Source organism: Streptomyces sp. NPDC054872 (assembly GCF_053610705.1).
Genome location: NZ_JBSGYY010000036.1, coordinates 15,027 through 27,828, shown reverse-complemented (window position 1 = coordinate 27,828; position 12,802 = coordinate 15,027). Strand labels below are relative to the sequence as shown.

Here is a 12,802-nt window from a genome sequence, read left to right as displayed (position 1 = left end):
AATGCGTTGCGCGGGCAGCGGGGGGCCGATACCGTAACGCATTGAAGCGCTTGTGTACGTTACTGCCAAAGATGCGGGAGGTTGACATGCTGGACCTCACTCTCTTACCGGCCTATCTGGCGGCGGTCGCGATCATCACCGTCGCACCTGGACCGGACGCCGCCTACATCGTTGCTGTTGCCCTGGAGCGAGGTCCGCGGGCCGGTCTGGTGTCCGCCGCGGGAATGGCTCTGGGAATGCTCGTACACGTGACGGCCGCCGCGCTCGGCCTCGCCGTCATGCTGAGTTCCACGCCCGTGGTGCTTGTGCTGGTGGAGATTGTCGGCGGGTGCTACCTCGGGTGTCTCGCAGTGACCACGATCCGCTCAGCGGGGAAGGCGGCGACTGCGGTTGCCGCGGCACCGGCCGTGCGTCGGGTCCTGTGGCGAGCCGTCCTCACCAATCTGCTCAACCCGAAGACCGTGCTCTTCTTCGCAGCGTTCTTGCCGCGGTTCACCAACGCGGAACAGGGGCCGCTCTGGCTTCAGTTGCTCGCCCTGGGGATGATCTTCCTGTTGATGGGGCTTGCTTGGGACACCGCGATCGGCCTCTGCGCCGGCCGGCTGGGCCAGGGTCTGGTACGCGGGCGTCGCGCGACCACGACAGTGCAACTGATCGCCGCGGCCACCATGGCCGCCCTCGCGGCGATCCTGCTGAAGGACGCGCTGACCGCCCTCGTTTCCTGACAGCGACACAACATCCAGTCGCACACGCAGGGCCGGGCCCGGCTGCTCCACAAAGCAACTCGCCGTCCACGCAGGCATCACGTCCCCAAGCGCCGGTGAACACGCGACCGTCGTGCGCACTGCCGGACTGATCGGCGCCATCCAGCACCGCGATACCGCACTCCACAGCCCCACCCCTTTAGGGGTCTCCCTCCTCAACACCTGACCGCCGACGGCTTTGCACGTCATTGCCGACGGTGGCGGTGTCGCGTTGGAATGCCGCCCAGTCATCGACGGGTAGGTGGCCTGCCGAAGGCAGGGCACGAGCCACGCCGCACATGCGGTGAGAATGGCGCACGGACGGCGCGGACGACATCGAGCAGCCTCCCGCGCGCGGATCATGGCGGGGGTGATCGGGGTGGGTGACGCGAGGGTGTTCTGGCTTCCGTTGTAAATGCTCGTCTTTTTGTTCTGTGCCTGTAGCAAGATCAGCGGTATGGAGATCCTTCGGTACGTGTTCCTCGTCTTCCACCTGTTCGGGTTCGCTGCGCTGCTAGGGGGTGTCTTCTTCCAGCTGCGCGCCAAGGACCTGGTGACGGGTAGTTACATGGTGAGCAGCGCGGTCGTCCAGCTGGTCACTGGTGCAGGACTCATCTGGACCCGCATATCACTGGATATGCCGGTCGTTGACGCGAAGATGGGTGTGAAACTGGCGCTGGATGTTCTGGTGGCGGTGACCGCCCTGGTGGGCATGCGCAACAAACGACCGTGGGCCTTTTACGCCGTGGGGTCGCTCACAGCGGCCGCGGCGATCGTGGCCGTCGTGTGGACGTAGTTTCCTGGCGGGCCGGGCGCGTATGGGGAGCGCAACTACCCCCTCCGGGCTCGACCTCCCGGAGGGCTGGGGAGGTCGTCCGGATACCCGAGAATCGTCACGCAGCCCCCGCAGGCCGCTCTCAAGCCCCTTACCCATCAAGGACACGGACCGCACCGGCTACCAGCGCACCTGCTTCAAGCACTGGGTCGACGCTGATAAGGATGGCTGCACTACCTGGGCTGAAGTTCTGAAGGCGGCGTTCAGTCTGTCGAGGCCCGCGCCGCTTCGTCCCAGGCATGAGGGCTGCGGTGGTGGTTCTTGTGTCCTGCGGCGAACACGGATCGGAGTTCCGCGTGGTGGGGGGGATCCGCCGGGAGGCGCAGACGCGCGAGTAGGGCCAGGGGATAGGCGAGCGTCTTGGTCCAGCGGCCGAACGACGAGCAGTTCGCCGTAGTGCTGGTGGGCGCTCTTTCAGAAGTCCCGGCCGACGCTGACCGTGCCGGCGCGGTGGGCCAGTACCAGCGGTGATCTCGTACATGATCCGGTAGCGGCCCACATGCATTCCGGCGCAGATTGGGGGAGCCGTACGCTGCGCTGCCTTCGGGGCGTGGGTCGTCGGCAAGCAGGTCGGTGGCATCCAGGACCTGGCGCAGCCCGTCCGGGGCGTCCTTGAGGAACCGGACGGCTGCGTTCAGGGCGGGCTCGTCTCAGATGACGGTGTGGCTCAAGCCGTGCGCTCCAGCCCCAGTCGAGCGCGGACCTCAGCATTAGGTACGCCGGTGACCTCTCCGGCAGCCTGACGCGCGCGGTATTCGGCGAGCGCGAGGGCGTCCTTGAGGTCGGCGAGCTCCTGGGGGTTGATCAGCACGGCTGCAGGCGTGCCGTGGTCGGTGATCGTGATGCGTACCCGGCCATGGGAGGCACGACGGACCAGGGCGCCGAACTTGGCACGGGTCTCGGTGATGGGCAGCGTCTCACTCATCACAGACCTGCACACCTCTGTCCGCTGCTGGCGCTGGCGAATGACGCGACCGCTGGAGCGTGTCTCCTTGGTGCTGTCCGCCGTGCGAAGCTGTGCGCCGTGGCGCCTTCGATAGTCCGCGGATTTGCTTTGCCCGCCCTGCTGATGTCGCTCATCGATGGCGACCTCTGGCGCCACCCGGGCGACGCGGTGCTGGCGAAGGCCATTCCGTGGTTCAAGGACCCACTTGGCTTCGTGTCGAACCCCGAACAGATGGCGTACGCGTCCCAATCGATGGATATGTTCGCCGATGATCCGCATTCCGCCTTCTTTCGCCAGGCACGCGGAAGCAGGAGCGTTGCCCCGCTCGAACTTCCTTGGCTTGACGTTGAACGGGCAGTGCTGATCGCCACCACTCGCAACCCCGGTGATGATGGCGCCTTGGCTCTCGACTACCGGACCGACCGCTCAGATCCCCGCATCGTCGGCAGTGACTTCTGGACGGACCCCCTTCTGTGCGAGTGGCGGGTCGTAGCACCTACTTTCTCGGGCTTCGTCTCGAGTTTGGGCCTGTAGCTGCCGCAGTCATGTCACTGACGCGCCCGGATAAGGATGGACGCGACGTGAAGTGCGGCCTGGTAAACGATGGCCAGTTTTGTCCGTCCGCAGGGCCAGGCCACGCCACTGCTTGAGTCGGGCGATGCGGGTGGCGCGAGAGCTTGGCGCAGCGGCGACGGCCGAGGTCTTCCCCGGGTGCGGGCCCCCTAGAAGGTATAGCGGGTGTGGCTGAAGGCCTGGCTGTCGTGGCCGAAGCCGTACGCCGTGCCGGGTGTCACCGCGAACAGCAGGTCGTTGCCGTTGCGGATGCTGTCGCCAAATCCGTGGAACATGCCCTCCGGCGAGGTGAGGTGATCTCCGTACTGTTCCTCGAACGCGGCGATGACCTCGTCCTGCCGCGCCGGATCCGTCACGCGCTCCGCCATGCCCTCGATCACGAGGTCGAGGCCTGCGGAGAGCGAGTTGTGCCCGGTGGTGAGCGCACAGTGGGCATTGCCGGCCAGGTTCTTCGCCTTCTGTTCGCCTGTCCCGGTACTGAAGTGCAGTGCCCCGTCGTGCCAAGCGGCGATCAGGGGCGTGACGTGCAACCGGCCGTCCGGCCGGACTGTGGTGATCCAGAAGACCTCGGCGTCTCGCAGTTGGCGCTGGGCCTCGGCCCACTCGGTGGCGGTGACGTCAGGTGCGCCGGGGCGGGGGTTGAGCGCGGAGCTGTAACGGGCGTCGAGCTCGGCCTTGGGCTGTTTCGGCGTCATGCGGAACTCCTCTCCCTCTTCTTGTAACGAAGGCTACGCAGCCCGGCCCGGCGCCGCTCAGGAGCGGCTTCTGGAGGCCAGGCATTCTGTCGCTTCCCAGTTGTCGTACTGCGACTGCAGCGTGGGCCGGGCTTGCGCCACCAGGTGAGGGCGGGCTGCAGGCGCAGGGGGAGGTGTGCACCATCCGACTCGCTCCCCGGGCCCCGCACCCCGTCGCCCCCGCGCCGCGGGGGCGACGGCAGCCCGCGTTCGAGGTCAGCCCCGATTCAGTAACTGTCGCTGGTCGGGCCCAGCGGGAGTTCAGCGGCGGAGTGCTGCGATGAGACGGAAAGCGAGCAGTTCTTGCAATGGGGTAGGGGAGGGGCATCTCACCGGTGACGTTGGCCAGAGCGAGGATGTCCTGTCGTGCGAGCGCGTAGCGCGGTTGCTGGTGCGCACGATGCCACTCGGGCGAGGGCGGGTTCCCTCCGCTCTGCCCGCCTAGGATGGTGGCGCTGGCGTGCGACACCGTCGCCCTTCTCGCCGCGACCATGCCCGGGCAGGCGAGGAGCCGTGCCACCGAGTCGCCACGTGACGGGCACCCTCTATGAGGGTGAAGCATGTGGCGGTCCAGGTGGCCTGTGGGGGACGTCCACCGTCGGTTGCCACGGGGGCGTAGGCGTGCCGTCCGGGTCCAAACCGTGCGTCCATCGCCTGCGAAGCATCGTTGTCCAGGTCGACCCAGCCGTGCGCGGCGTGGTGCACGTTGGTTCCCTACACACCAACGCCTCCAACCGCGTGCGACGTTGTGTGCGAAGCCGTGTATCGATACCTTCTCGCCAAGGCGGTCAGCGGTTGCCGGTCCCGACGATTCGCTGTGCGAAGCCGCCGCGTGCCCTCGGCGTTGAGGAGCCAGTGCGAGTAATCCGCGGCGCGGGCGGCCCCGATGAAGAAGGTGACCGGTTCGTCGTCCGTGGTCAGATGGTCGACAACGGCCAGTAAGTGAGCGGGCCTGGCGCGTGAAGCGGCCGAGCTCGCGGCAGGCGGGGGCATCTCGCCTCGTGGCGGGGGCGTCACGTAGCGCGGAGCAGCCGGGGGTGGGGGTCGAGGCCGAGGTAGAGGCCGGCTGTCGCGTTGGCGGGGTCGCTGGGCAGGCGCAGCATGTGGCTGGTTCCGTGGCCGCCGAGCCCTTGGGCGCGGTGCCCGTTGAGGGGCTCTGTGAGTCGGCGCTGCACGAGGGCCACGGCGTCCTGCTGGGCGTCGTGGAGGTCATCTACTCCGGTGATGATGTTGAGGAAGGACTCGTGCAGGCGCAGGTCGTTCTGGTCGCGGTGGCTAAGAGCCTGGGCCTTGTGGAAGTAGGCGTTTCGCCCGTCGTGGATTCGGTAGAACGCGCTGACCAGCAGGAGCAGCCGCTCGTAGGCGTGGCGGTAGGTGGTGTCGTAGAAGCGGCGGGCCGCCAGCTCGTCCACATCGCCCTGCATGATGCTGGTGATGGAAGCCGAGCTGAGCAGGCCGCTGTACATGGCCAGGTGGACTCCAGTGGACAGCAGCGGGTCGAGGAAGCAGGCGGCGTCTCCGGCGAGGAAGTATCCGGGTCCGCAAAACTGATCGGATACGTAGGAGTAGTCGCTCTCGACCTTCAACGCCGAGGTGAGCCGGGCGCTTTGGAGCAATCGCACCAGTGCGGGGCAGTCGGAGATGGCCTGCCGGTAGAGGACTTCGATCGAGCCCGTGCGCCGGCGTGCTTCGTTGAAGGAACGCTTGTCGGTAACGAGGCCGAGGCTGAGAGTGCCGTCGTGCAGGGGAATGGCCCAGAACCAGCCGCTGTCGGGCAGCGAGAACACGCCGATCGCCCCGGCGGGAGCCCCGGGCAGAGGCGGGGCGTCGCGCCAGTAGCCCCATGTCGCGACGTTGCGGAACACGTCGTGGAACCTGCGGTAGTGCAACTGGCGGGCGCCCAGCACGCCGGCCCGGCCGCTCGCGTCGATGACGTGCCGGAAGGCCGTGGTGCCGCACTGCCCGGCGCCGGTCGACCATGTGGCGGTGGCGGCCCGGTCGCCATCCCACTCGATGCGGCGTACGCAGACTCCTTCGCGCACGTCGGCGCCCTGGTGCCTTGCGTGCTGGAGGAGCAGGTGGTCGAACTCGGACCGAAGGACCTGGAAGCTGTAGGCGGACGGTCTCCCCGGCTCGTCGAAGCCCAGTGACCACTCCTCGCCGCCCCAGCCGTAGAAGGCGCCTGTCTTGCGGACGAAGCCATGGTCTTCCACCGGCTGCCTCGCCCCCATCACGTCGAGGAGCGGCAGCAGGGACGGCAGGAGCGACTCGCCCACGTGGTAGCGGGGAAAGTGCTCCCTCTCCAGGAGCGTGACCCGGAGTCCTTGGCGGGCCAAGAGTGCGGCGGCCGTCGAGCCTGCAGGCCCTCCGCCGATGACGAGGATGTCTGTCGCTTCCGGCACAGGGTGCTCCCTCGACCTGGACGCGTGGCTGCGGCTTGCTTGGTCACCATAAGTGACAGACTCTTCACCATGAAGAGTCAAAAGTGGTCGCACCCGTCAACGCAGGGTCCGACAACCGGCGTTGAGGAGGATCGCGAGGGCATGGAAGGGTCCGCCTCCCTGACGATCGGCGTCGAGGAGGAGTACTTACTCGTGGACCCCGTGTCCCGGCAGGTGAGCCCTGAGGCCGAGAAGGTCGTCGCCGAGGCGGCAACCGAACTGGGGGATCGCGTCACCACGGAGATCACCCGCTACCAGGTCGAGATCCGCACTGATCCCCATACCAGCCTGGCGGACTTGGGCGACCAACTGCGCGCCGCACGCCACGCGGCGGCGCGGGCCGCAGCCCGATTCGGGCTGCGCATTATCTCCAGCGGCACACCCGTCCTCGGCCAGGACACCCCCGTGCCCTTGACGCCAGGCCCCCGCTACGCGAACAGCGTTGCCATGTTCCGCGCCCTGGACGACGAACAGAGCGCCTGCGCCTGCCACGTCCACCTCGGCGTACCTGACCTGACCACTGCCCTGGGGCTGAGCAACCACCTGCGGCCATGGCTCCCCGCCCTCATCGCGCTCACCGCCAACTCGCCGTACTGGGCCGGGCAGGACACCGGATACGCGAGCTGGCGGACCATGACCTGGTGGCGCTGGCCGGTGGCGGGACCACCTCCGCACTTCGAGTCCCGCACCCACTTTGGCGACCTGGTCGACGGCCTCATCGCCTCTGGCACGGTCATGGACCGGGGCGGCCTCTACTGGGACATCCGTCCGTCCCATCATGTGCCCACCCTGGAGGTCCGCGTCGCCGATGCCTGCCCGACCGTGGAGGACACGCTGCTGCTCGCCGCAGTCCTGAAGGGCCTGGCCACCCGCGCTCTGGAGGCCGTACGTCATGCGCGTCCCGCTCCGCGGCCGCAGCCGGAGATGCTGCGCGCCGCGTGCTGGCGAGCGGCTCGCGACGGCCTGTCCGGGCAGGCCGTCGACCCGCACACCGGCCGGCTCGCCCCCGCCTCGGCCCAGCTCGACCGGCTTCTCGACGCGGTACGCCCGGCCTTGGCGGTCACCGGTGACCTCCCGATTCTTCAGGACGCGGAAGCACTACTGCGTGCGCAAGGCAACGGCGCCGACCGCCAGCGGGCCGCTCACCAGCACGGCCGAGACCTCAACGACGTGGTCGACCACCTGATCCGCGCCACCGCAACGTCCTGAGTCTGTCTGATACCCCTGGGCCACGTGCATCACTGGCCGCTCGGGTGAGAGGTGGATGTCCCCTCGGCTCTCGGCTTCGGCGCAGCCCTATGTCACAAAGAGGCGGCCTGGTTGCTTATAGAGGGGGAGCGCGGCGTGACGGACGCCGCCCTTGGACACAGGGGCTGGGGTATGGATCCCATGACGACAACGGCTGTGGCGGGAGTCGCCGCATGCGGCTACATCTTGCGTCTTGGCCACCGCTGGATCAGGTTCCGCGCGCAAGTCCGGCGTGCGGAACTCGACCAGCACGGGCTGTCGGAACGCGCCCGGTCGCTGCCACCGGGCAGCCGGCTCATCGAGAAGACGGCGCATCACGACGTCGACCTCTTGATCGGCGGCACGACCACGGGCCGTTCGACGAGGTGGGGCGAGACATGACCATCGAGCAGCCGCCCTCGCCCGTTCACGCCCCAGCTGAGGAAACACTGCCCGCGCCCGCTCCTTTCCGGCGCGATGACTTCAACGCCTTCTACACACAGGAGATGAGCGCGGTCACGGTGTTCCTCATGCACCAGGGCGCCACCGCCTACGAAGCCGCCGACGCCGCCCATGAGGCCATGGCCAAACTCCTGCCGGACCTGTGGCGCACCCTGGATCACCCGCGGACCTGGTTAAGGATCGCTGCCCAACGCTGCTACTGGCGGCAGAGCAACACGCGCGCCGCCCCCACGGACCCGGTCCCGGACCGCCCGGGCGGCACATGCCCGCTGGCCGCCTTGGTCATCTCCGAGTTCCAGCAAGCCGTTCTCGATGCCCTGGGCCGGCTGCCGCCCACCATGCGCACCGTCATGGCCTGGGACATCGACGGGTTCACCTACGCGGAGATCTCCGAAGCCCTCGCTATGAGCCCCGCCGCCGTGCGACAGAACATCAGCTGCGCCCGCAAGCGGCTGATCATCCTCCTCGGCCTCTGACCACCGTCCTCGACCTCCATAAAAAAAGGGGGACACACATGAACAGCCGCACCGACCGCGTACTCCGCGAGGGCGGGCGCAACGACCCCGAACAGCTGCTGGACCAGCTGCTGGCCCACCATCGCACCCAGCTGACGAGCACGGTCAGCGACGCCCTTGACACCGACACGGGCAACACCGCCCTGGCCCCGCTGCGCCGCGAACTTTTCCATGGCCTCAAGCCCTTCAAACTCGCCGCTCCCACCGGCCGCACGGCTCATGACAGGACGCCTGCCTCCACCCAACCGCTCCCGCCCGCCCGCCTCCAGGATGTCCTCACCCGGCTCCGCGACATCAGGCTGATGGCAGAACGGGCATGCGCCGACGCTGACATGCCGGCGGATATCCGCACCAGGACGCAGAGCGTGGTCGCTGCGCTGCAACGCCTGCACGCCGGTCTGCAGGCACGTAACCTGACCCACGGCCAAGTCCACGCTCTCTTCAGGGAACTGGCGGAGCAGAGCGCGCACATCGGCACATCGATGCTGGGCCGGCCCACCCAGCTACCACGGCACATTGTCGAGCAATGGCTGCGAACGACCGGTTCCCTCCGAGGCGTTGAACACACAGCCCTGCGCCTGTTCAGGGACGCCGACGACAGCGTTCCCACCCAGGGCTGACCGGACGGATTACACATGGAAACGGGCCTACTGCTGCGCAACGCCACGAATGGGGCAGCTCCGAGCGCGTGACGATGCGGGCAGTTCCGGCTCTCAGTGAAGACCGTGCCGTTCACCGGCTGAGACGGCTGGGTAGTTGGGCAGGGCCACGGTGCTGCTGACTTTCTCGCCCAGCTTGAGCATGCCGTTGAGCAACAGGCGCCGGGACAGCAGGGTGTTGCGGAGGCGTATGCCGATGGCGGTGGCGGGGGCGAGGAACTTACCGGTACGGTCGCCGCCTGCCTGGCAGCCCTCGGCATATTTGCGGAGCCTGTTCTCGTAGCGGGCGAAGGCCGCCAGGTGATCGCCCTGGGCTCGCGCGAGTTCGCCGGCCAGGACGTATGCGGCGACCACCGCGGTTCCCGTGCCCATGCCGCCGATGGTGGCCCCGCAGGCGGCGTCGCCGACGAGGCACACGCGCCCTGTGGACCAGGTGTCCACGTCCGCCCGGCTGATCGAGTCGAAGTACAGGTCGGGGGCCTGGTGCAGCGAATCGAGCAGGCGTGGCACCTCCCAGCTGAGGCCGGAGAACGCGTTGTCGATCAGACGCTTCTGCTGTTCGAGGTCGTGGCGGTCGTACGACAGCTCCGGTGCGGCGAAGACGAAGAATGCCCCTGCCCGTGCCGGATCCCGGTGGTCGGTTCCGACGGAGGCCAACCGCCCCGGCACGTTGTATCCGATCGACCCTCTTCCTGCTCCCATGTCGTTGTGCAGTTGCCAGGTGGCGGCGTAGTAGCCGAGGTGGCTCACGTAATTCTCCTCCGGTCCGAAGGTGAGCCGACGGACGTTGGAGTGCAGGCCGTCCGCGCCGATGACCAGGTCGAAGTCGCGCGAGATTCCGCTTCGGAAGTCGGCCCGCACGCTGGAGGAGGTCTCGGTGAGGCTGACGATCGAGTCGCCGAAGATGTACTCGGTGTAGGGCGCGCTGTGTTCGTAGAGCACTCGGGCCAGGTCTCCGCGGAGCACCTCTATCTCACCGCCGGCGAACTCGGCCGGCAGTTCCAGACGTGTGCGGCCGCGTTCATCAACAAAGCGCATCGGGCTGCCGCCGGTCTGGACGCGGCGCAGTTCGGGAAGCAGGCCCATGCGTTCGAGCACGGTCAGGTGCGTTTCGCCGCGGAAGTCGACGGCCTGACCGCCCTGGCGCAGGGCCGGGGCCAGCTCGACGACGGTGGGCTGGAAGCCGTGGCGTCCCAGCCAGTAGGCCAGCGCCGGACCGGCAATGCTCGCGCCGGAGATGAGGACGTTCCTGTTCACGGGATCACTCCGCTCGAAAAACTGTGTCCAACGGACACTGATACTTACTGTGTACTCTAGACACAGTTGATTCGGCAAGGCAGAGCAGGAGGGCAGCCATGGGTGGCAAGCACGCCGAGGTGGTGCGGTTGCTGTGGGGGCCGCACCCCAAGCCCGCGCGAGGCCCCAGGCCGACACTCGACCTGGACCGCATCGCGCGGGCCGGGATCGAGATCGCCGACTCCGAGGGCCTGGCCGATGTGTCCATGCAGCGGGTCGCCGCGCAACTGGGCGTGACCAAGATGGCGCTGTACCGGTACGTGCCTGGCAAAGCCGAGCTGGTCGCACTGATGGTGGACGCCGCGATCGGCCCCTACCCGGCGGCGAAGGCTCCGCGTGGTGGCTGGCGTGAGCAGCTGGAGGACTGGGCCCGCCAGCTGCTCACTGTCTTTCGTCAGCACTCCTGGGCACTGGACGCCACCGTCGGGCCGCGGATCATGGGGCCGGGAGAGCTGTCCTGGCTGGAGCGTGCCGTGTCCGCCCTGGACGGCACCGGTTTGAGCGGTGCCGAGCGGATGGACACGGCTGTCCTACTGGTCAGTCACGTACGCGGCATCAGCCAGCAGGCCCGTGCGGCAGGCCCCGCAGGCAACCCCGAAGCCCAACTGGGTGCGATCCTCGGCGATCTGATGCAGTCACACGGCGAGCGATTCCCCGCGCTCACCGCGGCCTTCGCTTCAGCCGCCCAGTCCGACGGGCAAGATCAAGCATGGGATTTCGGCCTGCAGCGGATCCTGGACGGGTTGGCCACGCTCATCGACCAACGCGCACGTTGACCGCGGCCTGGATCACAGCCGTGTGGCTTCCCCGCTGAGCAACGCACAGTGACGGCCCTCGTGTCTTAGCTCAGATGCCAGCCCGTCGGACCAGAACAGCGCGGTCAGGCCGCGCGGCCCTCGTCGCTCAGCTTCTTCGCCCAGGCCGGTTCTGCCGGGACCTGCTGCACCAGCATGGTGTTGATGTGCAACGAGCGCGGACTGGAGCAGGTGCAGGGCAGGCGTCAAGGTCTCGGCGTGTTCCTTGTCCGGGCCGGCCAGGGCGCCGTCCTCGCGGTAGTGGAGCAGGTGCTCGCGCTGTTCCAGTTTTCCCCTCATCTCGTTCCCCGACGCCGAAACCGGCGTCGACTCCGAGCCCCGGTCGGCACGTCGCATGACAGCGCTGCGGGCCCTGAAGGACTCCCGTACTGACGTGGACGCCCTGGACTTCACCGACGAGCAGCTGCGCCACGTACAGGACGCCTACACGAAGGCCCGCGAGGGAGCACACGCGAGGGCGAAGAAGTACGCCGACCGAGACGCCCCAGCATCGCGCCCGGCGCGCGACCCCGGCCCGCGCGGCAGGCGCGAGGCAGCCTCGGCGAGGGCGACAGAGATCGGGTACTCCACGGCATCAAGGTCCAGTCGGCCAGCTCCAGGCGCGCGCCGGGATGCTCCAGTCGACCCAGCCCCGCTACGGGCGGACCCTGGAGATATGAACGGCATAAGCACATCCGCGGTCGCCCGGCTTTCGGTCGCCGCGATGACCGCGTGCCTCCTGGGCGCCGGTAGCAGTCTGGCTGTGGCAGCCCCTGCACTGTCACCTGCAGCAGAGAAGGCAGGCGACTGGGGAGACACGAAGAAGTGGGACGGTGGCCTCACCGTCACTGTCTCCAAGCCGATCAAGTTCACGCCCGGCGGGTACTCGATCGGGCATGAGTCCGGCAACCAGGCCCTGAAGTGGCGGATCAAGGTGCACAACGGAACGGACGAGGCGTTCCAGGGGGCACTGATGAGCGTGTACGTGAAGTCCGGAAAGGACGGCGACACCTGCGAGCAGATCTTTGACGGGGATCTTGGTGCGGGTATCGCGGGCAGCGTGTCGCCCGGATCCTCAGGCGCGGCCGACTTCGCGTTCGACGTTCCGCGGAGCCAGCTCAGCAAGATTGACCTGGAAGTGCGCCCTGATTTCGACAAGGACGGAAAGCACTGGGTCGACAAGGTGAAGTAGATCCAACCGTCGCCGCGATCCACGTGCCGGACCCGTTCGAGGAAGCGCAAGACGTCGGTTGCGTCGAGGCAACCAGGTCGGGGCAGGCGCCAAGCTCAAGCTGCCCGCCAGGCTTCGGCACAGGCAGGCCCCGCCCGAACGCCTCCGAGACTGCGGCTGGCTTCTGCAGGCAGCGGATGTCACCGCCCCCGAAAAAGCCGGACGTGTTTAGTGCTGCGCGTGAGCGAAGCGAAGGCGCATGTGAAAAGCCGCTGTGCAACGCGTCGTTCTGATCGACCTCAACAGCTTTGACAGGCCTTCGCGGCATACGAGAGCGAGTCATCCCAGAAGGCGCTGGTGGCCCTCCCCGATGGCGTCGAGCGTGACTTCCGTTCGTCGAAGGCGT

General features: G+C 67.7%; 14 protein-coding genes. 9 read left to right on the top strand and 5 right to left on the bottom strand.

Translation table 11 applies throughout. From position 1 onward, the window contains the following. Positions 1-86: 86 nt before the first annotated feature. Together ACWGIH_RS33385 and ACWGIH_RS33380 are read left to right on the top strand one after the other, a co-directional pair. On the top strand, positions 87-725 hold the full coding sequence (locus ACWGIH_RS33385; RefSeq protein WP_453448932.1) for a LysE family translocator: 639 nt from the start codon (positions 87-89) through the stop codon (positions 723-725). 475 nt (positions 726-1,200) lie between these two features. After that, complete coding sequence (locus ACWGIH_RS33380; RefSeq protein WP_453448931.1) at positions 1,201-1,539, top strand: hypothetical protein; 339 nt, start codon at positions 1,201-1,203, stop codon at positions 1,537-1,539. 706 nt (positions 1,540-2,245) lie between these two features. On the opposite strand, the gene ACWGIH_RS33375 is transcribed toward ACWGIH_RS33380, so the two are convergent. Further along, complete coding sequence (locus ACWGIH_RS33375; protein ID WP_453448930.1) at positions 2,246-2,503, bottom strand: type II toxin-antitoxin system Phd/YefM family antitoxin; 258 nt, start codon at positions 2,501-2,503, stop codon at positions 2,246-2,248. Between the two features lie 99 nt (positions 2,504-2,602). Between ACWGIH_RS33375 and ACWGIH_RS33370 the strand changes: the two genes are divergently transcribed. Then, positions 2,603-3,058, top strand: a complete 456-nt coding sequence (locus tag ACWGIH_RS33370) for a hypothetical protein (RefSeq protein WP_453448929.1) — start codon at positions 2,603-2,605, stop codon at positions 3,056-3,058. A 188-nt stretch (positions 3,059-3,246) separates the two neighbouring features. Here ACWGIH_RS33370 and ACWGIH_RS33365 read toward each other — a convergent pair whose 3' ends face one another. Next, positions 3,247-3,792 carry a pyridoxamine 5'-phosphate oxidase family protein gene (locus ACWGIH_RS33365; protein ID WP_453448928.1) on the bottom strand — a complete coding sequence of 182 codons (546 nt, stop codon included), beginning with the start codon at positions 3,790-3,792 and terminating at the stop codon, positions 3,247-3,249. Positions 3,793-4,844: 1,052 nt separating this feature from the next. Beyond that, a complete protein-coding gene (locus tag ACWGIH_RS33360; protein WP_453448927.1) occupies positions 4,845-6,233 on the bottom strand; it encodes an NAD(P)/FAD-dependent oxidoreductase in 1,389 nt (462 codons plus the stop codon). Positions 6,234-6,374: 141 nt separating this feature from the next. On the opposite strand from ACWGIH_RS33360, the gene ACWGIH_RS33355 reads away from it, so the two are divergent. The 4 genes from ACWGIH_RS33355 (at position 6,375) to ACWGIH_RS33340 (ending at position 9,096) form a co-directional block, all read left to right on the top strand. Continuing rightward, complete coding sequence (locus tag ACWGIH_RS33355) at positions 6,375-7,481, top strand: carboxylate-amine ligase (RefSeq protein ID WP_453448926.1); 1,107 nt, start codon at positions 6,375-6,377, stop codon at positions 7,479-7,481. A 180-nt stretch (positions 7,482-7,661) separates the two neighbouring features. After that, the gene (locus ACWGIH_RS33350; RefSeq protein WP_453448925.1) at positions 7,662-7,901 is read left to right on the top strand and encodes a hypothetical protein; all 240 of its coding nucleotides are present in this window, start codon (positions 7,662-7,664) and stop codon (positions 7,899-7,901) included. Further along, the gene (locus ACWGIH_RS33345; RefSeq protein ID WP_453448924.1) at positions 7,898-8,437 is read left to right on the top strand and encodes an RNA polymerase sigma factor; all 540 of its coding nucleotides are present in this window, start codon (positions 7,898-7,900) and stop codon (positions 8,435-8,437) included. The genes ACWGIH_RS33350 and ACWGIH_RS33345 overlap by 4 nt, the downstream gene beginning before the upstream one ends. Before the next feature lie 38 nt (positions 8,438-8,475). After that, positions 8,476-9,096 (top strand): hypothetical protein, encoded by a 621-nt coding sequence (locus ACWGIH_RS33340; protein ID WP_453448923.1) that lies wholly within the window; start codon positions 8,476-8,478, stop codon positions 9,094-9,096. Between the two features lie 93 nt (positions 9,097-9,189). Here the strand turns inward: ACWGIH_RS33340 and ACWGIH_RS33335 are convergent, their stop codons facing one another. After that, positions 9,190-10,392: an FAD-dependent monooxygenase gene (locus ACWGIH_RS33335; RefSeq protein WP_453448922.1), complete on the bottom strand. Its 1,203-nt coding sequence runs from the start codon at positions 10,390-10,392 to the stop codon at positions 9,190-9,192. A 98-nt stretch (positions 10,393-10,490) separates the two neighbouring features. Here ACWGIH_RS33335 and ACWGIH_RS33330 point away from each other — a divergent pair, with 98 nt between their 5' ends. Further along, on the top strand, positions 10,491-11,207 hold the full coding sequence (locus ACWGIH_RS33330; protein WP_453448921.1) for a TetR/AcrR family transcriptional regulator: 717 nt from the start codon (positions 10,491-10,493) through the stop codon (positions 11,205-11,207). A gap of 12 nt (positions 11,208-11,219) precedes the next feature. On the opposite strand, the gene ACWGIH_RS33325 is transcribed toward ACWGIH_RS33330, so the two are convergent. Then, positions 11,220-11,525, bottom strand: coding sequence for a hypothetical protein (locus tag ACWGIH_RS33325; protein ID WP_453448920.1), 306 nt, complete (start codon positions 11,523-11,525; stop codon positions 11,220-11,222). A 94-nt stretch (positions 11,526-11,619) separates the two neighbouring features. Here ACWGIH_RS33325 and ACWGIH_RS33320 point away from each other — a divergent pair, with 94 nt between their 5' ends. Further along, complete coding sequence (locus ACWGIH_RS33320; RefSeq protein WP_453448919.1) at positions 11,620-12,417, top strand: hypothetical protein; 798 nt, start codon at positions 11,620-11,622, stop codon at positions 12,415-12,417. Positions 12,418-12,802: the final 385 nt, after the last annotated feature.

Excerpts from the sequence above, each read along its gene's own strand:
- ACWGIH_RS33365 (WP_453448928.1), bottom strand. The coding sequence starts at position 3,792 with ATGACGCCGAAACAGCCCAAGGCCGAGCTCGACGCCCGTTACAGCTCC.
- ACWGIH_RS33325 (WP_453448920.1), bottom strand. The coding sequence starts at position 11,525 with ATGAGGGGAAAACTGGAACAGCGCGAGCACCTGCTCCACTACCGCGAG.
- ACWGIH_RS33350 (WP_453448925.1), top strand. The coding sequence starts at position 7,662 with ATGACGACAACGGCTGTGGCGGGAGTCGCCGCATGCGGCTACATCTTG.
- ACWGIH_RS33375 (WP_453448930.1), bottom strand. The coding sequence starts at position 2,503 with ATGAGTGAGACGCTGCCCATCACCGAGACCCGTGCCAAGTTCGGCGCC.
- ACWGIH_RS33345 (WP_453448924.1), top strand. The coding sequence starts at position 7,898 with ATGACCATCGAGCAGCCGCCCTCGCCCGTTCACGCCCCAGCTGAGGAA.
- ACWGIH_RS33330 (WP_453448921.1), top strand. The coding sequence starts at position 10,491 with ATGGGTGGCAAGCACGCCGAGGTGGTGCGGTTGCTGTGGGGGCCGCAC.
- ACWGIH_RS33380 (WP_453448931.1), top strand. The coding sequence starts at position 1,201 with ATGGAGATCCTTCGGTACGTGTTCCTCGTCTTCCACCTGTTCGGGTTC.
- ACWGIH_RS33340 (WP_453448923.1), top strand. The coding sequence starts at position 8,476 with ATGAACAGCCGCACCGACCGCGTACTCCGCGAGGGCGGGCGCAACGAC.
- ACWGIH_RS33355 (WP_453448926.1), top strand. The coding sequence starts at position 6,375 with ATGGAAGGGTCCGCCTCCCTGACGATCGGCGTCGAGGAGGAGTACTTA.
- ACWGIH_RS33385 (WP_453448932.1), top strand. The coding sequence starts at position 87 with ATGCTGGACCTCACTCTCTTACCGGCCTATCTGGCGGCGGTCGCGATC.